We start from the raw sequence: 23,273 nt of genomic DNA, 5'->3' as shown, positions 1-23,273 counted from the left end.
TAAGGGAAGCAAATTTGTATATAATAAGCAAAAAAATTGGTTATGCGTTAAAAATTTTCAACTTGTTTTAGCGAGCGGAGCGAGTGAGTTTTGAAAATTTAGCATGACCTATTTTTTTGGACTTCCAGAGCGTCAAGGTGTTTTGGGGTGGCTTGGAGGGGCAAAGGACGAGCCGATATTTGTAACCAAATCATAGATTTGGACAAATAGTGGCATGAGACCTGCATCAAAATCAAAGATTTTGGCTAGGGCTTCATCGCAACGTCCTAATGCCCCTCCAAATAAAAACAAAAATATAATCTTTAATAAAATTAAATAAAAAAATCTTTATAAAGGACTTTGAAAAACTCTTTTTTCATGTCCTTTTATTTGTCTGAAGCCTTTGATAAAATATAGTTAAGAAAGATAGAGGATGATAATATGAATAATTTTGTGCACCTTCATTTGCACAGCGAGTATTCTCTTTTAGATGGATCAACGAGAATATCAGAGCTTGCAAAGAGAGTTAAAGAACTGAATATGGACTCTGTTGCCTTAACTGATCATGGCAATATGTATGGAATGATTGCCTTTTACAAAGAATGTTTAAAACAAGATGTAAAGCCAATTATTGGTTGTGAGATATATGTTTCTGAAAAGGACATGACCTTTAAAGATAAATCAAATAAGAGATATCACTTAATTCTCTTGGCTGAAAACAACGAAGGCTTTAAAAATATTATGAAAATCGTATCTGTTGGCTTTGTTGATGGATATTATTATAAGCCTCGAGTTGATAAAAATGTTCTTAGAAAATATTCTAAGGGAATTATATCAACTTCAGCTTGCCTTGGTGGAGAAGTTCAGAGAAAAATTTCAAGCAGAAATATGGAAGAAGCAAGGGCTGCCGCTCTTGAATACAGAGATATTTTTGGAGAAGATAATTTCTTTTTAGAGCTTCAAGATCACGGGATTCCTGAACAAGCAAGAGTTAATAGAGAGCTTTCAAAATTATCTCAAGAATTAAATATTCCTCTAATTGCTACAAATGATGTCCACTACTTAAATAAAGACGATGCAAAAAGTCACGATGTGCTTTTGTGCATTCAAACAGGCAAAACTTTAAATGACGATCACAGAATGAAGTTTCCATCAGATGAGTTTTATTTAAAATCACCCGATGAAATGGCGGCTCTTTTTCCAGAGCATCCTGAAGCATTAGAAAACACAGTGAAAATTGCAAATAGATGTAATGTAGAGATTGCATTTCACGATTTGCACCTTCCAGAATTTACTGTGCCTGAAGGCTACACTCATGAAGAGTATCTAAGAAAGCTTGCAATAGATGGAATGAATGAGCGCTACGACAATATTACTGATGAGATAAAAGAGCGTTTTGAATTTGAATTTAACACAATTAAAAATATGGGCTATGTGGATTATTTCTTAATAGTTTGGGACTTTATAAGATATGCAAAGAAGCACCAAATCGAAGTTGGGCCAGGAAGAGGATCAGCTGCTGGAAGTATGATTTCATTTTGCCTTGGTATAACTGATGTGGATCCACTAAAGTTTGATTTGCTTTTTGAAAGATTTTTAAATCCTGAAAGAGTTTCAATGCCTGATATTGATATCGACTTCTGCTACGAAAGACGTGAAGAAGTTATTGATTATGTAAATAGAAAATACGGCGAGAGCCATGTTGCACAAATTGTAACTTTTGGAACAATGGCTGCAAGAAATGCAATAAGAGATGTGGGTCGTGCCATGGATATGAGCTATGCAAAGGTTGATTTTATTGCAAAGCAAGTCCCTCATGCTCTCAACATGACTTTAGAAAAGGCTCTGGAAATTTCTGAATCCTTTAAGAAAATTTACGACGAAGAAGAGGATTCAAGAGAATTAATTGACATGGCGTTAAAGCTTGAGGGACTTCCTAGACACACTTCAACTCATGCAGCAGGTGTTGTAATTTCTAAAGATGAGCTAACTGAATATGTTCCACTTACGAGAAATGACAAGATAATTGCCACTCAATTTAATATGATTGAACTTGAAGAGTTAGGGCTACTTAAAATGGACTTCTTAGGGCTTAGAACTCTTACTGTAATTAGAGATGCACTAAATTTAATCGAAAAAAATTATGGCAAGAGAATTTCTTTTGACAACTTCGATTACAATGATGCAAAAGTACTTGATATGTTTGCACGTGCAAATACTCTTGGAGTTTTTCAATTTGAATCTAGTGGAATGAGAGCATTCTTAAAAGAACTAAAACCTGATGAATTTTCTGACTTAGTTGCTGCCAATGCTCTTTTCAGACCAGGACCAATGAAGCAAATTCCTAAATTTGTAGCATCAAAGCACGACAAATCTAAGATTTCATACCTACACCCAATGCTTGAGCCAATACTTAAATCAACTTATGGCTGTATTGTTTACCAAGAACAAGTTATGCAAATCGTGCAACAAATTGGTGGTTACTCCCTTGGCAGAGCCGACATTGTAAGACGTGCAATTTCTAAGAAAAAGATGAAGGTAATGGAAGAGGAAAGACAAAACTTCATCTATGGAAATGCTGCTGAAGGAGTGTGCGGTGCCATTGCAAATGGAGTAGATGAAAAGACTGCAAATGAAATTTACGATTTAATCATAGACTTTGCAGATTATGCCTTTAACAAATCCCACTCTGTTGCATATTCAGTTGTTGCTTACAGAACTGCTTGGCTAAAATATTATTATCCAAAGGAATTTATGGCAGCGCAAATTTCAACTTACACTCAAGATATAAAGCAGGTTAGTCTTTATATTGAAGAGATTAAGAGATTAAATATTGAAATTTTGCCGCCAAATATTAATTATTCCTATAAAAACTTCACAGTTGAAGATGGTAAAATAAGATTCGGGCTTAAAGCTGTAAAAAATGTGGGCAATAATTTAATTAGAACAATTGAAAAAGTTCGTGAAAATGGAAAATTCACTTCACTTAAAGATTTTGTCGACAGAATTAATGCTTATGACAAGCAAGCTCTTAACAAAAGAGCAGTTGAATCCCTAATTAGATGCGGTGCAATGGATGACTTTAAAGGAAATAGAGCACAATATCTTGCAATTTATGAAAAAGTTCTATCTTCTTCATCATCAACGGCAAAAAATAATGTAACGGGACAATTTTCAATTTTTGAAGATGTTAAGATGAATGAAGATTTGCCAGAACTAAAAGACTTCTCTCAAAAGGACAAGCTCGACATGGAGCAAGAAGTCATAGGAATGTATATATCTGGTCATCCACTTGATCCTTACAGAGAAATTATAGAAAAGCTAAATACGACAAACACAAATGAAATTTTTGAAAAATACAGAGAAAATTTACTTGGAAATAGCAAGGTAAAAATTGTCGGAATTTTAAAATCTAAGAGGTCAATGATTACGAAAAATAATAAAATGATGGCCTTTGGAGTTTTAGAAGATTTATATGGAGTTATTGAACTTGTAATTTTTCCAAATGTTTTTTCAAAATATAGAGACTTAATTCAGGAAGAAATTGTGCTTTTAGTTGAAGGACATTTCTCAGAGTCAGAAGTTGAAGATCCGAAGATTTTAGTAGATTCCTTAAGCAGAGTGAAAGTTCCAAGCGACAAGAAATTATACATTTCACTTTCTTCAATGGAAGATAAAAATTTATTTAATGTGAAAAATATTTTAAAAGAATACAGCGGAAACACGCCCGTAGTTCTTTTTGACGAAAGGAGCAGAAAAGGATTTGGAACAGATTCAGATTTGTGGATTGATGAAAAATCTCTCGATGAGCTCAAATATAAATTAGTTAACTTTACTGAAAACAATATGGATAAAATAATTTTAAAGTAGGTGTTTATGAGAATTGCAATTTTAACAAGTGGTGGCGACGCACCAGGCATGAATGCTACAATTAGAGCTGTTGTCAGAACTTGTATCTTTGAAGGTATTGAAGTTTATGGAATAATGGGCGGCTACGAAGGACTAATCGATGCAAAATTTGAAAAGCTAATTGAAGCATCTGTCGCTGACATCATCCAAAGAGGCGGCACAATACTTTCTACAACTCGTTCAGAGAGATTTCAAACAGATGAGGGCTTTGAAAAGGCATTGAATTCTTTAAAGATTTTTGAAATTGATGCTTTAATTGTCCTTGGTGGCGATGGAAGTTTAAGGGGTGCTAAAAAACTTTGCGAAGCAGGAATAAATGTTGTAGGAATTCCATGCTCCATAGATAATGACATGGGTTATACTGATTACACAATTGGATTTATGACTGCAGTTAGAACCGTAACAGAAGCTATTTCAAATATAAGAGATACTACAGAAGCTCACGGCAGGGCAAATGTAGTTGAAGTTATGGGAAGAGAGTGCGGAGACATTGCACTTTTCTCAGGAGTTTCATCTGGAGCAGAATCAATTATCGTTCCAGAATTTCCAATGAATATAAATGAAATTGCAGAAAAGGCACTTGTTGGAAAAAATAGAGGCAAGAGACATCACATAATAATTATGGCAGAGGGCTGCGGTTCGGCCTTTGAATTTGCAAAAGAATTTGAAAAGCTAACTGGAATTGACACGAGAGTTACAGTTCTTGGCTACATTCAAAGAGGTGGAGCTCCAAGTATTTTTGATAGGATTTTGGCATCGGAATTTGGATATCACGCAGTTTATTTTGCAAAGGATAAAAAGTCTGGAGCACTTGGAAGTGTAAAGGGCAAAATTATTATGGAAAGCTTTGAAGATGTATTTAATATAAAGAAAAAATTTAGACAAGATTTACTTGAAATTCTAAAGACTGTTTCAATATAGAGGTGAGTGATGAAAAAGACAAAAATTGTTGCGACAATTGGGCCTGCAAGTGAAAATGAAGAGGTTCTTAGAAAATTAATAGACGAGGGAATTAATGTTTGTAGACTTAATTTCTCTCACGGAACTCATGAAGAACACAGAAAAAAGATTCTTCTTATAAAGAAGCTTAGAAAAGAATTAGACATTCCAATGGGAATAATGCTTGACACAAAGGGACCAGAGATTAGACTTGGAGACTTTGAAGGAGAAATACTTTTAAAACCTGAAAAGGAATTTACATTAACTCCAAGAGATATAATGGGCGATGAAAATATTGGAAGCATTTCCTACAAGGAACTTTACAAAGACATAAAAACCGGAGATAGAATTTTAATTGACGATGGACTTGTTGAGCTTAAAGTTACTGCAATTAAAGGCGAAGACATTGTCACAGAAGTTCAAAACTCAGGACTTATTTCTTCTCACAAGGGAGTTAATGTGCCTGGAGCTGACTTAAATCTTCCAATACTTACAGAAAAAGACGTTTCTGATTTGAAGTTTGGCGTGGAGGAAGATGTGGATTTTATTGCAGCTTCCTTTGTTAGAAGCAAGGAAGATGTAATAGAAATTAGAAAAGTTTTAGAAGAATCAAAAGACTACACTACTAAAATTATTTCCAAAATTGAATCAAAAAAAGCAGTTGAACTAATTGATGAAATAATTGATGTTTCCGATGGAATAATGGTTGCAAGAGGCGATCTTGGAGTTGAAATCGAAACAGAAGCTGTGCCAATTATTCAAAAAGAAATCATTAGAAAATGTAATATTGCAGGAAAATTTGTAATAACGGCGACACAAATGCTTGACTCAATGATGAGAAACCCAAGACCAACTAGAGCTGAGACAAATGATGTTGCAAATGCGGTGCTAGATGGAACAAGTGCAGTTATGCTTTCAGGTGAAACTGCAAGTGGGAAATATCCAGTTGAATCAGTGAGAACTATGAGAAAGATTTTGGAATACACTGAAAGGACTATTGACCACGATGAAATTCTTAAAAATAGAATGAAAGATGTGGAAACTTCAATGACTAATTCCATTGGCAAATCAGCTTGTCAAGTTGCAAAGGATCTTGATGCAAAGGCGATTATAACTGCCACAACTTCAGGTAATACATCAAAGGCAATTGCAAAATTTAGACCTAAGACAGAAATAATTGCTTCAACACCATTTGAAAAAATTAAAAATCAACTTAGCATTGTTTGGGGCGTAAATCCTGTGAAGGTGCCAAGTTTTAAAGATACTGACAATTTAATTGACGCATCAATTGATGTAGCAGTGAGTAAAGGTTATTTAAAATCAGGAGATTTAATTGTATTAACTGCCGGAGTACCAGCAGGAATTGCGGGTTCAACTAACCTTTTAAAAATAGAAAATGTATCGGAAATACTTGGACGCGGAACTGCAATTGGAAAGAAGAAAAAGAAAGCAAGAGCTATTGTAATAAGAGAAGAAAAAGATTTAGAAAACTTCTTTGATGGAGATATAATTGTAACGAGATTTACAGATGCAAGCATGATTAGCTTTATGGAAAAATCTTCAGGATTTATAACAGAAGAAGCAGGATTTACATCACATGGCGCAATCACTGCAATATCATTAGAAAAAGCAGCCATTGTTGGAGTAGATGGAATAACAGATAAAATAAAAACTGGGGATATAATAACAATGGAATCAGATGGTTCTGTTAGGAGATAATTTTATTATTTAATAAATAATATATTAATGAATTATTATTAAATTGGAAAACTTTTATTTTTATTGGAGGGGCATTAGGGGCGTCTTGTAATGCCCCTTTGCCCCTCCAAGCCACCCCAAAACACCCCACGACGCACTGAAAGTCCAAAAAAATCACCCTTGCTAAATTTTCAAAACTTACTCGCTTCGCTCGCTCAAACAAGTTGAAAATTTTTTACGCAAGGGCAATTTTTTTGCTTATTTTATACAAAGTTGCAGACCTCATAATTTTAATTAAAGATAGTTATTTAAAATATATTTTTTAGATTTAATAAAAATAAAAAGAAAAGCCACTGGATTCCAGTGGTTTAATTTTTCTTAATTTGCTTTTAACTCATTAATAATCGTATTAACTCTTGTAGGTTTAACAATTGTATGTTCGCCAAGTTTAAATTGTGTTACTCCAAGATTATTACAAGCTATTACAAAATCTGGAGGTGATTCAATTATTCCAAGGTCTTTAAACATTCTACCTACATCTTCAATGCTTGCACCTTCCTGAATGGTAAAAGAGTACGTTTTAAGTTCTGTATTTGTTACAAGTGCAAGGACTTCTTTTGCCTTTATGCCTTCAGGTATTTCATAATTTCCAGGAACTATTTTATCTCTTATTTGCATATCATCTAGCAAAAAGTTATAAGCATTTATATCAGTTATAAGTCCCTTTTCCATTAAGATAGTGCCAAGTGCATCTCCATCAGTTCCTTCTGGAATTGTCAGAATATTTTCTTTACTTTTTATATCCTCTTCATCTACTGCAACAGGAGTGTTCACTTTTTCTTCTTTCATTCCTGTGGCAATCATTATTTCATCTTTTATATTTCTAAATTCTTCTACTGCACTAATTGAAGTTTTTTCTTTACCCATAGATTTTAAGTACATATTGTCAATTCTCCATTTAATAATGAAGACTAGTGCTAAGAAAAATATTAGCAATAAAAGTAGACGAAAGATTTTATTTAATATAATAGATCTCTTGTTAAAATTATTCAAAATAAACCTCTTTTCTAATCTATTTGATATAATTATATCAAGAATGCTAAAGAAATAAAAGTGGGCGATAAGATGAGAGAAATTAAGATAAATGAAAACGACAGTGGAAGAAGAATTGATAGATTTTTAAAAATTTATTTCGAAAAGGCGCCACTGTCTTTTATTTATAAAAATTTGCGAAAGAAAAATATAAAATTAAACGACAAAAAAGCATCTCCAGAAGATATTTTAAAAACTGGAGATGTTATTAAGCTATACATTGCAGATGATACAATTGATAAATTTAAAAAATCAGTCAAGGTATCAAAAAATTCTAAAAGACCTGATGTGCTATACGAAGATGAAAATGTGATACTCGTAAAAAAACCTATAAACATGCTGACTCATAACGACAGCGGTGCTTATAAGGACAATGCCCTTGATAGAATGGTGGATTATCTAATTGCAAATGGTGAGTACAATCCAAGGATGGAAAAATCCTTTAGACCTGCCTTTGTCAATAGACTAGACAGAAATACTTCGGGGATTTTAATTGGTGCGAAAAATTTAAACACGCTGCAAGTTTTGAATAAGGGGATAAAAAATCACGAAGTCGAAAAGCACTACATCACAATTGTTTCAGGAGAAGTGAAAGATGATTTTGATGTTGAAATTAATCTAAAGAAAACTGGAAATAATGTAATGGTTAAATCAAGTGACGGCAAAAAATCAATTACTGAATTTAAAGTGCTTGCAAGAAGAAAGGGCTACACTTTAATTGCAGTTAATCTAATCACTGGAAGAACTCATCAAATTAGAGCTTCTCTTAAAGAGAAGGGTCTTAGTATAATTGGCGACAGAAAATATGGAAGTGCAGCGGAAAATAATAAATTTAGAAATATGGGACTTGATTCGCAGTATCTTCACAACTACGAAGTTAAGTTTAATATTGATGAGCTTAAAAATTTAAAGGGAAAGAATTTTATTTTCCTTCCAAATGAAAAGATGACTTCAATTGCAGAGGAAATTTTTGATGTTGACTTGGGAGAAATCTTAAATGAAAAAAGTATTTTTTAATAATTCGAAAGACAAATTTAATTTTGAAGAATTTAAGGGAGAAAAGACTCTTGTCATTCTACCTCAAGAGTCTGCAATTAATTTTACTATTAGAGATTTTTTAGAAAATGAAATAGACATTAGAAATACAGAGTTTGAAACTTTTGATAAAATTATAAAAAAGTACAGAAAACTAAGTTCTCCCGATTCTGTGACAAAGTTTATCGTGCTCAGTAGAATTTTAAAAAATAATCTTTCCAATATAAAAATTTTTCCAGAAACTGTTGATATTGTGCTGGATTTTTTCGATTCAATGATTGACAATTATTTGGGAAGTGAAGAAATTTCTAAATTTGATTCAAAAATTGTATCTGTATTAGAAAAATCTTTTACAGACTACAATAACTATTTTAAAAGTAAAAATCAGAGACTTTCTCCTGGGATAGAGAGCATAGTTCCAAGTGAGATAAATTTTGACACAATTATTATTTCAGGATTTGCTGCCTTTAGAAGATCTGAATACAAATTAATTGAAAAGCTAATGGAAGATAAAAATATCTATATTCACATGCCCTTTAATTTTATAAAATCAGATTTACTTGATGAAACTCTAAGAAATTTAGAAGATTTAAATTTTGAAATAATTAGAGATGAATTTATTGATTACAAAGAAAGTGTAAAAAATTTAAAAGTCCTCTATTCCAAAGATAATTTTTATAATTTGTTTTTCACAAAAGTTAAAAAGATTTTGGAGAAAAATAATTACAGCGATTTAAAAATTCTGTATTCATCAAAAAAACTTGCAAAGAGTATTAAAGTTCGTGAAGATTTTGAAGGACTGGAATTTAATTTTAAGGAAAAAGAAAATGCAATGCTTCGAGGAGAATTTTTAAAGCTTCTCGATTACTTTGAAAATAAAAACAAGAAAAATTCAATTGCAAGATTAAGGCTTAAATATTTTTCAGTGAATACTAATATTTTAAGTGCAGAAAAAACTATGCTTGCAACAGATTTTTTGCATTTAGATGAAATTGATTTTTCGAAAATGACTGAAGCTGATGGCGAAAAAACAGATTTTGATAATTTTTATGATGCAGTAAACTTTATGCAGTCTGAAAAATTAAAGGAAAGTGAAAGCATTGATTATTATTCAAACTTTTTTATAAATTATATTGAATTTGCATCAGAAAAAATTGAATCTGAAGTAAAATTAAATCCAGATTCAACTTTTTTAAGAGACTTTATTTACAAGGATAAACTCATTCAAATTTTAGATAACATGAAAAGTTTAAAGCCTTTTTACAAGGAAATTTCACTTTCAGAATATATCCTACTTCTTAGAAAATACATTGAGGAGTCAAGCACTCAAAGGGTGACAAATCTTGAGGCAATAGAGCTTTCAGATTTAAAGGCAAATTACTACAGAAGATTTAAAAATCTAATTTTAATTGGTCTTGACAATAATTTTGAAAAATCTTCAAAAAATAATTTTATCTACAACAGAGACACTGAAGAATTTATGACAGAAATTGGTATTATTAAAGATGAATTTGAAATTGACTACATAACTCTTGTCTATGCGATTTTGAATTCAGAAAATACTCTGATTTTAACGGAGGACGAAGAAAAGGGTTATTCCAAAGTTTTAAACACTTTGATAAATAAATTGAATTTTAAAGCTTGCGAATTTATAAAAGAATACAATACTTCTGATTTGGATATTGATTTTAATAGAGATGAAAATAATTACAACCTTAGAGGAAATAATTACGAAAATATCAGAGAAAAAATAAAAGATAGATATTATTCTGTCACAGATTTTGACATTTTAAAGGACTGTCCAAGGAGATTTATTTTCGAAAGAGTGTACAAACTTGAGGAGCTTGCAAAGGAATACGACGAGAAGTTTTATTTGAAAATGGGAGATAGGTACCACAATATTTTAGAAAAATATTTTAAGCTGGAGAAAGAATTTTCTGAAAAGACTTTAAAAAATTTAATCTTAAAAGAAATTGGAGAGGGTAGAAATTATTCTGAACTGGATTTTTTTGAAAAGATTGACTGCCAAAACACTTATGAGATTTTAAAAGATTATATTCAAGCTGATTTAGAAGAGCAGAAAAAAGATAATTTATATCCTAGTGCTTTTGAAGAAGGTTTTAAAATGGATTTAAATGGAGTAAAGATTGTAGGAAGAATCGATAGAATTGACTCAAATCAACAGGGAGAAGGCCTTGTTGATTACAAGAGAAGTTCTGTTAAAACAAAAAAAGAAATTACAGATTTAAAATCTTTTCAAATGCCAATTTATGCAATATCAAGAGTTGCTAAAGGTAAAAAATTTGCAAAGGCAAGCTATGGAAGTATAAAGCGAGGAGAAATTTCAACAGTTATAAAAAATCAAGATATTTTGGCTAAGAATGATCAGAAAAAATCTTATATGAGTGATGGGGAAATAAAAAATCTTTTAAGAGAATTTACAGTTGAAATAAATAGACTAGTTAGTGAAGTTGAAAGTGGAAACTTCGAATCAGAAAGTGACTGCAAATACTGCAATTACACAGATATATGTAAAAATTTAAAAGGAGGAAGAAATGAGCAAGAAGGAGCTTAGAAAAAAATACACTGAAGTTAGAAAAAATATTGAAAATAGAGAAGAAAAAGAAAAAAAGATTTTAGAAAATTTAAAAAATTTAGAAATTTATAAAAATTCCAAATCAATTTTTATTTTTGTTTCTTACAGAACTGAAGTGAACACAAAAGAAATTATAAATATGATTTTAAAAGATGGCAAAAAAGTTTATGTTCCCATTGTAAAGGGAGATGAAATGATTGCTGTAGAGATAAAATCACTTGAGAACCTAAAGCCAAATAAAATGGGAATATTAGAGCCAGAAGATGGAGAGCCTGAAACTAATATTGACCTTACACTTGCTCCAGGACTTGCCTTCGATAAGGACGGATACAGACTTGGATACGGTGGAGGTTATTACGATAAGTTTTTTGAAAAAGTGAAAACAATTAAAATGGGAATTGGTTATTCAGATCAAAAAGTTGAAGAAGTGCCACATGAAGAGTATGACAAAAAACTTGATTATCTCATAACAGATGAAGGACTTGTGAACTTTTAATGGAGAAACGTGAATTTCCAAGAATAGAAGCTAAAACTTGGCGCTGGATTCTCGCAATGATTTCATATTTTGCAATAATTTTTGTAACTGGTTTAATTGCAGTAATTTTTAAAATCAAAAATCAAATAATTATTGCAGCTATTTTATCAATACTTTGTCTATTGTCGCTAAGAATCATAGATAAAAACTTTGCAAAGAAAGTATTTTTGTTGCCAAAGGGTAAGGATATAATTATCACAATAGTTGGATTTTTAATTTCAATATTTGGGATAATGCTTCTCTCAATTTTAATGAGTCAGTGGAATATAGAAACCTCAGCAAATCCAATTTTTGATATGCTTAATGATGAAAACTTAATGGAGTTTTTTATTGCATCTTGCATTCAATTTATTGCTGAAGAAATTTTATTTATCGTTCCATTTTTATTTGTGATAAATAAAATGAAGACTGAAAATGAATTTTTAAAAGTTGTAGTTGCACTAATTTTTTCTTCTGTAATTTTTGGAGCAATGCATCTTTCCACTTATAATTTTAATATTGCACAGTCACTTGTTGTGATTTCTCTTGTGAGAGTTGCAGTTTCTATGAGTTATATTTTGTCGAAAAATTTAACTGTGACTTATGTGGTGCATATTTTATATGATTGGTCAATTATTTTACTTTATCTTGCTGTGGCAGATATGGTTTAAATATTTATGATGTTATGGGACTGTACCTTGTGTTTTCATAGGGTTCAGTCCCAATTTTTCTTGTCAGAGATACCCACAGGATACACAGCAGTCCTTAAATATGCTAAGCTTTTAATTTTTATATTCTAAATTATTTAAATTAAAAAAAATAAAAAATTTTAAAAAAGTGCTTGCATTTATTTTTCTCTGTGTTAAAATACTTTCTAACATCAAAAAAAGGATTGTATGAAAATTATACAATAATTTTACAAAGTATCAGTAATTTATTTACTAATACAATTTATAATTAATTAAACTAATTAATAGGAGCATTATTTGTTTCGACTTTTAGAGAGCTAACGGTTGGTGAAAGTCAGCAGTCTGGAAAAATAATTTCTCGCCTATTACAGTTCATTTCTGAAATCAGTAAGAAGTGAGGTATATCTGCCTTAAAGATTTGAGTGCTCATAATTTATTATGGGAAACAGTGTGGTAACGCGAACTTTCGTCTCTGTATTTTGCAGAGACGTTTTTTTATACTTAATTTTAAATGTTTGGGAGGAAGAAAATGATAAAAATATTTGATACGACACTTAGAGATGGCGAACAATCTCCAGGATGTTCAATGAATTTAGAGGAAAAATTACAAATTGCAAGACAACTGGACAAGATGGGTGTTGACATTATCGAAGCTGGATTTGCTTGTTCAAGTAAGGGAGACTTTGAATCGGTTTCTAAAGTTGCCGAAGTCGTAGAAAATGCAACAGTCGCTTCACTTTCAAGAGCGACTAAAAAAGATATCGACATTGCATGGGATGCAGTTAAGCATGCAAAACATCCAATGATTCACACTTTTATAGCAACTTCTGACATTCATTTGGAATACAAATTAAAAATTACAAGAGAAGAATGTAAAAATATGGCAATCGAAGCAATTAAACATGCTAAAAGCTATTGCGATCAAGTTGAATTCTCTTGTGAAGATGCAACAAGAACAGATATCGACTTCTTAATTGAAATGGTTGAAGCAGCAATAGAAGCTGGAGCAACTAATGTAAATATCCCTGACACAGTTGGATACACTGAACCTTTTGAATACTACAAGATGATTAAAGCTTTAAAGGACAATGTAAAGGGAATTGATGACATAACTCTTGCAGTTCATTGCCACAACGACCTTGGAATGGCAACTGCAAATTCACTTGCAGGTGTAATGGCAGGGGCAAATCAAATCGAATGTACAATTAATGGAATTGGGGAAAGAGCTGGAAACACAGCAATGGAAGAAGTGGTTATGGCTCTTGAAACTAGATACGACGTATACAAAGACAAGACAAATATAAAGACTACAGAAATTGCAAGGGCATCAAGCCTTGTTCAAACTATTACAGGTGTTAAAGTTCAACCTCACAAGGCAATAGTTGGTGCAAATGCCTTCGCTCACGAATCGGGAATACATCAACATGGAATGCTTGCAAATCAACAAACTTACGAAATTATGACACCAGAGTCAGTAGGATTTACAAAGACAAATCTTGTACTTGGCAAACACTCAGGCAAGCATGCACTTAGAGATAAAATCGAAGAACTTGGCTATACAATAAGTGATGAAGAATTAAACATCATTTTCGATAAATTTAAAAATCTTGCAGATGAAAAGAAAGAAATCTTTGATGAAGATATTGAAGCATTAATGATTGGTGAAATGGCAAAAGTTGAGGGCGGATACAAACTTCTTGATTATCAAACAACTACAAGTGAAGGAAAAGATTCAAAGACAATTATCAAAGTTTCAAAAGATGATGAAGAAACTGAAGTTGTTGGATCAGGAAGAGGACCAATTGATGCAGCTTTCGACAGTTTAGGAAAATTATTCGGAGGATCAATTACACTAGAAGATTTCAAAATCAATTCTGTTACTAAGGGAAGAGATGCACTTGGCGAAACAAAAATTATTATTTCAAAGGATGGTTCAAAATACTCAGGCAAGGGACTTTCCAATGACATAATTAAATCAAGTATTGATGCATATATAAATGCAGTCAATCACATGGAATATTTTAGCGAGAGAAGAAAAGAAATAATATAAATCTATTTGGGAGGAAAAATTATGGGAATGACAATGACTCAAAAAATCTTGGCACAAGCAGCAGGAAGAGATTCTGTAAAAGCAGATGACTTTATCATGGCAAATCTTGACATAGTGCTTGGAAATGATATTACAACACCAGTTGCAATAAATGAATTTAGAAAAATGGAAAAAGAAAAAATCTTTGACAAGGACAAGGTTGTTGTTGTAATGGACCACTTTGTACCGGCAAAAGATATTAAATCAGCTGAGCAAGTTAAAGCTTGTAAAGACTTTGCAAAGGAGCAAGACATCACTCACTTCTATGAAGTTGGAAGGTCAGGTGTAGAACACGCTCTTCTTCCAGAAAAGGGAATTGTAAAAGCTGGAGATGTAATAATTGGTGCCGACTCACACACTTGCACATACGGAGCTCTTGGAGCTTTCTCAACAGGAATAGGCTCAACTGATATGGCAGCAGGCATGGCAACTGGAAAAGCTTGGTTTAAAGTACCAAGTGCAATTAAAGTTAATTTAACTGGCGAATTTCCAAAGTACGTGTCAGGAAAGGACTTAATCCTTCATCTAATTGGAAAAATTGGAGTAGATGGAGCGAGATACAAATCTATTGAGTTTACTGGAGAAGGTGTTCACTCAATTGAAATGGACGACAGACTTGCAATTTGTAACATGGCAATTGAAGCTGGTGCAAAAAACGGAATCTTTCCAGTTGATGATAAAACTAGAGAATATATGATAAATCACGGAGTGGCTGAAAATTCTTGGAAAGAGTTTGAAGCTGATGCTGATGCAGAATACACAGAAGTTATTGAAATTAATTTAAGTGAGTTAAAGCTTACAGTGTCTTTCCCACATCTTCCTGAAAACACAAAGACAGTTGATGAAGTCAAAGAAGAAATTAAAATCGACCAAGTAGTTATTGGATCATGTACTAATGGAAGAATGAAGGACATGAGAGAAGCAGCAGAAATCTTAAAGGGAAGAAAGATTGCAGACGACGTTAGATGTATTATAATTCCAGCAACTCAAAAGATTTTTAAAGAGTGTATGGCTGAAGGAATTGCAGATATTTTCATCGATGCAGGATGCGTGTTCTCAACGCCAACTTGTGGACCTTGTCTAGGCGGTCACATGGGAATCCTTGCAGAAGGAGAAGTTTGCGTTTCAACTACTAATAGAAACTTCGTTGGAAGAATGGGTCACCAAGATTCAAAAATATACTTGGCTAGTCCATATGTTGCAGCAGCATCTGCAGTTGCAGGTAAATTAGTAAGTCCAGAAGAAATAGGGGGAGAAAAATAATGGGAAAAGTTTTTAAATATGGCGACAATGTTGATACAGATGTAATTATTCCTGCAAGATATCTTAACACTTCTGATGCAGAGGAACTTGCAAAGTACACAATGTATGACATTGACAGAGAATTTGTAAATAAAGTAGAAAAGGGCGACTTTATAGTTGCTGGCAAAAACTTTGGCTCAGGCTCATCAAGAGAGCATGCTCCACTTGTAATTAAAACTTCTGGAATTGAATGTGTAATAGCAGAAAGCTTTGCGAGAATTTTTTACAGAAATGCCTTTAACATTGGACTTCCAATTTTAGAATCAAAAGAAGCATCTGAAAAAATCGAAGCTGGCGATGAAATAGAAATAGATTACAAAAAAGGAATTATAAAAAACAAAACAAAAAATGAAGAGTATGTGGCTCAAATAATTCCAGAATTTATGGATGAAATTCTTAAAAAAGGTGGACTTGTTAACTTCGTAAAGGAGAACAATCATGAGTAAGAATATTGTCCTTTTAAAGGGCGATGGAATTGGACCAGAAATTGTAGACTCTGCAGTGAAAGTTCTCGAAGAAATTGCAAAGAAATTCGGACAAGAGTTTAATTTTATAGAAAGACTTGTGGGAGGAATTGCTTACGACAACGAGGGAGCACCTATAAGTGATGAAACTCTTGAAGTTTGTAAAAATTCTGATGCAATAATTCTTGGAGCAGTCGGAGGTCCTAAGTGGGATTCTGATGAAGTCGATCCAAAGAAAAGACCTGAGCAAGGACTTTTGAAATTGAGAAAAGAATTGGATTTATACGCAAATCTAAGACCGGCAACAATCTATGCGGCACTTAAAGATGATTCGCCTCTTAAAGATAGAATTGTTGAAAAGGGAATTGACTTAATAATAGTAAGAGAACTTGTGGGCGGAATTTATTTCGGCGAAAGAAAAACTTATGAAGAAGACGGAATAAGAACTGCTTACGATATTGAAAAATACAATGAAAATGAAATAAAAAGAATTGCAAAATACGCCTTTAAAACTGCAATGAGGAGAAGAAAAAAATTAACTCTTGTAGACAAGGCAAATGTTCTAGATTCATCAAAACTATGGAGAAAAGTAATTGGAGAAATTGCAAAATACTTTGCTGAAGTGGAAGTTAACTACATGTATGTAGATAATTGTAGTATGCAACTTATAGCAAATCCAAGTCAATTTGATGTAATATTAACTAATAATATTTTTGGAGACATATTATCTGATGAAACTTCAATGATTACGGGCTCACTTGGCATGCAGCCATCAGCTTCTATTGGAGTAAGCAGAGTAAATATGTATGAGCCAATTCACGGATCTGCTCCAGATATAGCAGGCAAGGATTTGGCAAACCCAATAGGTACAATACTATCAGCTGCAATGATGCTTGAATATTCCTTTGATATGAAAAAGGAAGCAGAAACAATTAGAAATGCAGTTGAAAAAGTTTTAGATAATAATTTGAGAACAAAAGACATTTCCAGCGGGAAAGACTTTGTAAAATGTAGTGAAATAACGGAGGCGATTATAGAGATTATAAGAAAATAATGGATTTAATTTTGGGACTGTCCCATTAAAAAAATAAATAATTAGGACGAATACCTAAGATTTAAAATGTTAAAAATTTAATATAGGACGAAACCTATTAAAAAAAGATTTAAAATGTTAGAAGGAGAGCTTTGCATAAGCTCTCTTTTTTAATGCCGTGGAATAGAAGGATTTAGAAAGCTATCTATTGAATCTAAAAAATAAAGTAAAAAGATAATGAAAAGAAAAATAAAAAAGTGAGCAACAGCATGGGGACTGTCCCAAACTGTTTTAAAAAATAAATTTTCATTAAAATAAAAAGTATAAAAATAAAAATATAAATAAATTTGGGACTGCCCCAAAATTTCAAAAATAAAAAAGTAAGCGACAGCATGGGGACTGTCCCAAAACCTCACAAAGAAGTGAGCAACAGCATGGGGACTGTCCCAAACTTTTTTAAAAAATAAATTTTTAAGTAAAATAAAAGCAATAAAAATAAAAAATAAATAAAATTTGGGACTGCCCTAAAACTTCAAAAATAAAAAAAGGTGCTAGCAAAAACTAGCGCCTCAATTCATAAATTTAAGCATCAGATCTAGAAAAAGCATTCTTCATAAGCATACTTGAAGTAAATAGGACTTCGTCTAAATATTCAGTAGTTCTAGTCTTTAAATATTCAGTCATTTCTTCATTAGCTTTTTCTAAAAGTCCTTCTACATTTTCAGGTTTATTTTTCAAGAATTCTTCATCGTATTTATTTAAAATTTCACAACCCTTTGAGTGAACTTCTAGTTGATAAGCATCTCTTGCAGCGCCTGTTTCTGAAAAATGTGAATCAGACATTGAAGCAATTAGTCTATTTATCCAATAGAAGTTTTCTGTTGTTGGAGTAAGAGTTGTATCTTTTAAATAAGCTGGAGTGTCCTTTACATTTGAGTAAAATGGAACAATTGCATTAAACACATTGCAACCAAAGGCAAGCCATTTAACTGATCTTATTTCTTCAGGCATATATGGTCTAATTTGAACAATTGCAAGCACATCATCTCTGTTGATTCCAATTGGTCTAAATTTTCCAGCTTGAGATTTGTCTCCATGTTTTATATAAGGATCATATGGAGTTTCTTCGTAGTGGTTTGACATAATTGTCTTTACATCAGCAATGGTAATTTTCTTTTCGGGAACCATTGCCCATGGAAGGTCATTGCTGTCTGGTCTGTAGTCAGCATATTCTCCATCAAATTCAAAATTATTTTTGTTAAAATATCTGTGCATAACCCATGCTCTTGGAGTGTTATAAACATGGTCATTTGCAGTGTCAGATCCAAAAGCAGATCTTGGATCAAATTCATCAGTTAAACTTAAATCTAAATGATGTTTTTCAGCAAATTCTTTAAGATCAGGTGAGCACATATATTCTTTTTGTTCTCCTAGTGCGTCTTCAAAATCAAATCTGTCAATGCCAAATTGATTAGGATTTACTACATAAGCATCATCAGGAACTTTTCTTGCAAGCCAGTGATGGCCACCAATGGATTCTAGGTACCAAATTTCATCTACATCTTGAAATATTACTCCATTGCTTTCGTAAGTTCCGTACTCTTCAAGTAAATTGCCAAGACGAATTACTCCTTCTTTTGCAGTATTAATATATGGAAGGACAATTGCTACAATATCTTCTTCACCAATGCCACCTTTTTTGATTTCGCCTTCTTTAAATTCAATAAGAGGGTCAGCTCCAAGTACTCTTTCATTAGTTGTTGAAGTTTCTGTTGCAGAAACTGATACATTTTTTTCGTTTACTCCACAACATCCCCATACACCACGCCATTTATTTACATTTGGTAGGCAAGTGTATCTAAGTGGATTGTCGGGTAATTTAATTTCGCAATCTGTTCTCACAGATTTATAATTTATTGGTTGGTCTTCTGGGTTTACTACAATGAATTTTTTTGCTTTAAACATTGTAGCAGAAGAATCTTCTATACGAGCTGCTATTGTTGAACCGTCATAGCTAGCATTTTTTCCTACAAGAATAGTTGTACACATAGTATTCTCCTTTTTATTTTTAAATGTTTGATTTAGAAAATTTTGATAAAGATTATTGATAACTTTTATCAAATCTTATATATAAATTATAACTCAATTTAATAAAAAATAAAGGGGATTAAAATCTGAGATTGTATTGAACAAATATTTAATAATATATTTAATGGGTATAATAAGTATCTAAGACCTTTAAAGTTTGAATTTATTACCATTTAATTATAAAATTAAATTAGTGAATTTTTATGAAATGAGTGAAGAAATGAATTTTGATTTTAATAAATATCCTTACCCTTCAACGAGAAGAGTAATCTTTGGAAGAGAGGGAATGGCTGCCACTTCATCGCCTTATGCAACATCAGCTGCAGCGAAGGTGCTTTTAAATGGTGGCAATGCAATTGACGCTGCTCTTGCTGCTTCGATTACTCTACCAGTTGTAGAACCAACGGGAAATGGACTTGGTTCCGATATGTTTGCAATTATTTGGTATCAAGGGAAAATGTATGGAATAAATGCATCGGGAAGAAGTCCAAAAAATATTTCAATAGATGAATTAATTAATCGCGGCTGCAAAGAGATGCCTCATCTTGGAGCAAATGTAATTAACACTCCAGGGCTAATCGGTGGATTTATGAAGCTTCATGAGAAGTTTGCAACAAAACCTCTTGATGAAATCTTTGAACTTGCTATCAAATACGCAGAAGAAGGATTTGCAGTTACACCACAAATTGCATATCTTTGGGGAGAAGAAATAAAAAAATATAGAGATGCCAAAAATGCCTGCAATGAAAAGGACTATGATGAGCTTTTAAAAACTTTTACAATTGATGGCAATGCACCAAAAGCTGGAGAAGTTTTTAAATGCCAAGATTTTGCAAACACTTTAAGAGAAATTAGAGACACAAAAGGCGAGTCCTTTTATATAGGAGAATTGGCAGAAAAAATTTCAAAGAATGTAGAAAGTTTAGGCGGATTTTTAAATACAGATGATTTAAAGAACTATTCGCCATGTTTTGTTGAGCCAATTACAACAAATTACAGAGGAATAGATGTGTGGGAAATCCCACCTAATGGACACGGAATTTCTGTTTTAATGGCTTTAAATATTTTAGAAAATTATGAATTTAAAAATAGAGATGCCAAAACTTATCACAAGATAATAGAAGCAATTAAGCTCGCTCTTACTGATGCAAAGGCATATGTATCTGATCCTAATGATATGCAAATCACAGTGGAAGAACTTTTATCAGATGAATACGCAGAAAAGAGAAGAAAAGACATTACAGATTTTGCACAAATTCCAAAAAGTCCTCTCATCAAATCATCTGACACAGTTTATTTTGCAACGGCAGATAAATATGGTAATATGGTCTCCATGATTCAGTCAAACTACTCAGGTTTTGGGTCAGGAGTAGTTGTTCCGAACACTGGAATTGCACTTAATAATAGAATTGCAAATTTCTACTTTGAAAAGGGACTTGCAAATTCACTTTGCGGAGGAAAGCTTCCTTATCACACAATAATTCCTGGATTTTTGACAAAAAATGGAGAAGCCCTTGGAGCTTTTGGAATTATGGGAGCTTTTATGCAGCCACAAGCACATGTGCAAGTGTTGATGAATATGATTGACTTTAATTTAAATCCACAAGCTGCACTTGATGCACCAAGAGTTATGTGGAACAAAGATAATAGCGTAGATGTTGAGTGTGACTTTTCAAAGGATTTTATAGAAGAGCTAAAAAGTTTTGGCCACGATGTCAATGTAATAGATGATTTTAAAAATATGGGAAGAGGTCAAATAATTCTAAAAAATGGCGATGTTTACATGGGTGCCACAGAAAAAAGAACGGATTCAAATATTTTTGCTTATTAATAATAGAAAAAAGGTGATTTAATGTTTAAATTGCATTCAGATTACAAACCAACTGGGGATCAACCTCAGGCAATAGATAAATTAGTAGATGGAATAAATAAGGGATATAAGCATCAAAATTTACTTGGAGTTACAGGTTCTGGTAAAACTTTTACAATGGCAAATGTTATTGAAAGAGTTCAAAAGCCAACACTTGTAATTGCACATAATAAAACTCTTGCCTATCAGCTTTGCTCAGAACTTAAGGAATTTTTTCCTGAAAATGCAGTTGAGTACTTCGTTTCATACTACGATTATTACCAACCAGAAGCTTATGTGCCTGGGACTGATACCTTTATAGAAAAGGATTCATCAATTAATGATGAAATAGATAAGCTTCGCCACTCTGCCACAATGGCTTTATTTGAGAGAAAAGATGTAATAATTGTAGCCTCTGTTTCATGTATCTACGGTTTGGGAGACCCTATTGATTACGAAAATTTGGCAATCTCTCTAAGACCTAGAATGATTAGAGACAGAAACGAAATAATGACTAAGCTTGTAAACATTCAATATGTTAGAAATGATTATGATTTTACCCGTGGAACTTTTAGAGTTAGGGGAGATATTTTAGAAATCTTTCCAGCTGCATCTTCTGAAAATTCCATAAGAGTAGAATTTTTCGGAGATGAAATAGATAGAATAACTGAAGTTAATGCACTTACAGGGCAAGTGATTGGATACTTAAATCACGCCTTTATCACTCCGGCATCTCACTTCGCAACTTCAGAAGAAAAAGTAAAAAGAGCCATTGTTACAATTGAAGAAGAGCTTGAAGAAAGACTTAAAGAACTTAAAGATCAAGAAAAACTTCTAGAAGCGCAAAGACTTGAACAGAGGACGAGATACGATTTAGAAATGCTTGATGAAATGGGATTTTGCTCTGGGATAGAAAATTATTCAAGACATTTATCAGGAAGAGCTCCTAATTCAAGACCATATACATTAATTGACTATTTTCCTAAGGATTTTATGACAATAATTGACGAGTCCCATCAGACAATTCCACAAATTAGAGGGATGTTTAATGGAGATAGATCGAGAAAGCAAACTCTAGTTGACTATGGATTTAGACTACCTTCAGCATTGGATAACAGACCGCTTAGATTTACTGAATTTGAATCAATGATGAATCAATGCGTTTACGTGTCTGCAACTCCTGGTCCTTATGAACTTGAACACACTGAGCAGCAAGTTGAACAAATCATTAGGCCAACAGGACTTCTCGACCCAATTATAGAAGTTAGACCAATTAAAAATCAAATTGATGATATAATTAATGAGATAAATGGAGCACTTGAGAGAAAAGAAAGAGTCCTTGTAACTACTCTTACAAAGAAAATGTCAGAGGACTTGTCAAGGCATTTAAAAGAAATTGGGTACAAAGTAACTTACATGCACTCAGATGTTGACACTCTTGAAAGAATGGAGATAATAAGAGATTTAAGACTTGGAAAAGTTGACGTGCTAGTAGGTATAAACCTTTTAAGAGAAGGTCTTGACTTGCCAGAAGTTTCAAGAGTTTTAATACTTGATGCAGACAAGGAAGGTTTTCTTCGTTCAGTTACATCACTTATTCAAACAGCAGGTCGTGCTGCTAGAAATGTGGGCGGAAAAGTTATAATGTATGCAGATGAAATTACAAACTCAATGCAAATAACAATTGATGAAACTGCAAGAAGAAGAAAAATTCAACAAAAGTACAACGAAGAGCACAATATAACTCCAAAGACAATTGAAAAGAGTGTAAGAGATGTAATCTACACAACAATTGCCGCTGAAGAAGAACTAGACTTTGAAGCAAATGATGCTGAATTTACAAAAGATGAATTAAATGAAATGATTGAAGCTCTAAAACCTGAAATGTACAAGGCAGCAGAAGAACTTGATTTCGAAAAGGCTGCAGAAATTAGAGATAAAATCAACGAATTAAAAGAGAAGAAAAAAGAAGCTCTAATTTAGATAGAGGTGTTTAA

15 protein-coding genes and 1 other annotated feature are annotated in these 23,273 nt (G+C 32.5%); of the genes, 13 read left to right on the top strand and 2 right to left on the bottom strand.

Features of this window, described 5'->3' with window-relative positions; genetic code table 11:
• Positions 1-420: 420 nt before the first annotated feature.
• From KQI68_RS00230 to pyk, 3 genes are read left to right on the top strand one after another with little or no spacing between them, the layout of a single operon-like run.
• The gene (locus KQI68_RS00230) at positions 421-3,849 is read left to right on the top strand and encodes a DNA polymerase III subunit alpha (protein WP_216547905.1); all 3,429 of its coding nucleotides are present in this window, start codon (positions 421-423) and stop codon (positions 3,847-3,849) included.
• A 6-nt stretch (positions 3,850-3,855) separates the two neighbouring features.
• Positions 3,856-4,809, top strand: a complete 954-nt coding sequence (locus tag KQI68_RS00225) for an ATP-dependent 6-phosphofructokinase (RefSeq protein WP_216547904.1) — start codon at positions 3,856-3,858, stop codon at positions 4,807-4,809.
• Positions 4,810-4,818: 9 nt separating this feature from the next.
• Positions 4,819-6,546, top strand: a complete 1,728-nt coding sequence (gene pyk, locus KQI68_RS00220; protein ID WP_216547903.1) for a pyruvate kinase — start codon at positions 4,819-4,821, stop codon at positions 6,544-6,546.
• A gap of 357 nt (positions 6,547-6,903) precedes the next feature.
• Here pyk and KQI68_RS00215 read toward each other — a convergent pair whose 3' ends face one another.
• Positions 6,904-7,467, bottom strand: a complete 564-nt coding sequence (locus KQI68_RS00215) for an endolytic transglycosylase MltG (protein ID WP_216547902.1) — start codon at positions 7,465-7,467, stop codon at positions 6,904-6,906.
• Positions 7,468-7,650: 183 nt separating this feature from the next.
• Between KQI68_RS00215 and KQI68_RS00210 the strand changes: the two genes are divergently transcribed.
• The 8 genes from KQI68_RS00210 (at position 7,651) to leuB (ending at position 17,360) form a co-directional block, all read left to right on the top strand.
• Positions 7,651-8,634, top strand: coding sequence for an RluA family pseudouridine synthase (locus KQI68_RS00210; RefSeq protein ID WP_216547901.1), 984 nt, complete (start codon positions 7,651-7,653; stop codon positions 8,632-8,634).
• Entirely contained in the window at positions 8,615-11,227 is a 2,613-nt protein-coding gene (locus tag KQI68_RS00205; RefSeq protein ID WP_216547900.1) for a PD-(D/E)XK nuclease family protein, read from the top strand. Before KQI68_RS00210 ends, KQI68_RS00205 begins: the two co-directional genes overlap by 20 nt.
• Positions 11,208-11,744 carry a 5-formyltetrahydrofolate cyclo-ligase gene (locus KQI68_RS00200; RefSeq protein WP_216547899.1) on the top strand — a complete coding sequence of 179 codons (537 nt, stop codon included), beginning with the start codon at positions 11,208-11,210 and terminating at the stop codon, positions 11,742-11,744. The genes KQI68_RS00205 and KQI68_RS00200 overlap by 20 nt, the downstream gene beginning before the upstream one ends.
• Positions 11,744-12,433, top strand: a complete 690-nt coding sequence (locus KQI68_RS00195) for a CPBP family intramembrane glutamic endopeptidase (protein WP_216547898.1) — start codon at positions 11,744-11,746, stop codon at positions 12,431-12,433. Before KQI68_RS00200 ends, KQI68_RS00195 begins: the two co-directional genes overlap by 1 nt.
• 289 nt (positions 12,434-12,722) lie before the next feature.
• Positions 12,723-12,928 (top strand) — a binding site (T-box leader).
• 52 nt (positions 12,929-12,980) lie between these two features.
• Complete coding sequence (locus tag KQI68_RS00190) at positions 12,981-14,501, top strand: 2-isopropylmalate synthase (protein ID WP_216547897.1); 1,521 nt, start codon at positions 12,981-12,983, stop codon at positions 14,499-14,501.
• A gap of 21 nt (positions 14,502-14,522) precedes the next feature.
• Positions 14,523-15,803: a 3-isopropylmalate dehydratase large subunit gene (gene leuC / locus KQI68_RS00185; RefSeq protein WP_216547896.1), complete on the top strand. Its 1,281-nt coding sequence runs from the start codon at positions 14,523-14,525 to the stop codon at positions 15,801-15,803.
• Positions 15,803-16,288 carry a 3-isopropylmalate dehydratase small subunit gene (leuD, locus tag KQI68_RS00180; protein ID WP_216547895.1) on the top strand — a complete coding sequence of 162 codons (486 nt, stop codon included), beginning with the start codon at positions 15,803-15,805 and terminating at the stop codon, positions 16,286-16,288. The genes leuC and leuD overlap by 1 nt, the downstream gene beginning before the upstream one ends.
• Positions 16,281-17,360, top strand: a complete 1,080-nt coding sequence (leuB, locus tag KQI68_RS00175) for a 3-isopropylmalate dehydrogenase (protein WP_216547894.1) — start codon at positions 16,281-16,283, stop codon at positions 17,358-17,360. Before leuD ends, leuB begins: the two co-directional genes overlap by 8 nt.
• Before the next feature lie 561 nt (positions 17,361-17,921).
• Here the strand turns inward: leuB and KQI68_RS00170 are convergent.
• On the bottom strand, positions 17,922-19,388 hold the full coding sequence (locus KQI68_RS00170) for a C69 family dipeptidase (RefSeq protein WP_216547893.1): 1,467 nt from the start codon (positions 19,386-19,388) through the stop codon (positions 17,922-17,924).
• Positions 19,389-19,647: 259 nt separating this feature from the next.
• On the opposite strand from KQI68_RS00170, the gene KQI68_RS00165 reads away from it, so the two are divergent.
• Together KQI68_RS00165 and uvrB are read left to right on the top strand one after the other, a co-directional pair.
• Positions 19,648-21,258 carry a gamma-glutamyltransferase family protein gene (locus KQI68_RS00165; protein ID WP_216547892.1) on the top strand — a complete coding sequence of 537 codons (1,611 nt, stop codon included), beginning with the start codon at positions 19,648-19,650 and terminating at the stop codon, positions 21,256-21,258.
• 21 nt (positions 21,259-21,279) lie between these two features.
• Positions 21,280-23,259 carry an excinuclease ABC subunit UvrB gene (gene uvrB, locus KQI68_RS00160; RefSeq protein ID WP_216547891.1) on the top strand — a complete coding sequence of 660 codons (1,980 nt, stop codon included), beginning with the start codon at positions 21,280-21,282 and terminating at the stop codon, positions 23,257-23,259.
• Positions 23,260-23,273 lie beyond the last annotated feature (14 nt).

Source organism: Peptoniphilus ovalis, assembly GCF_018919265.1.
Taxonomy (GTDB): Bacteria; Bacillota; Clostridia; order Tissierellales; family Peptoniphilaceae; genus Peptoniphilus_A; species Peptoniphilus_A ovalis.
The sequence above is the reverse complement of the archived record's forward strand: the minus strand, read 5'-3'. Positions and strand labels throughout refer to the sequence as shown.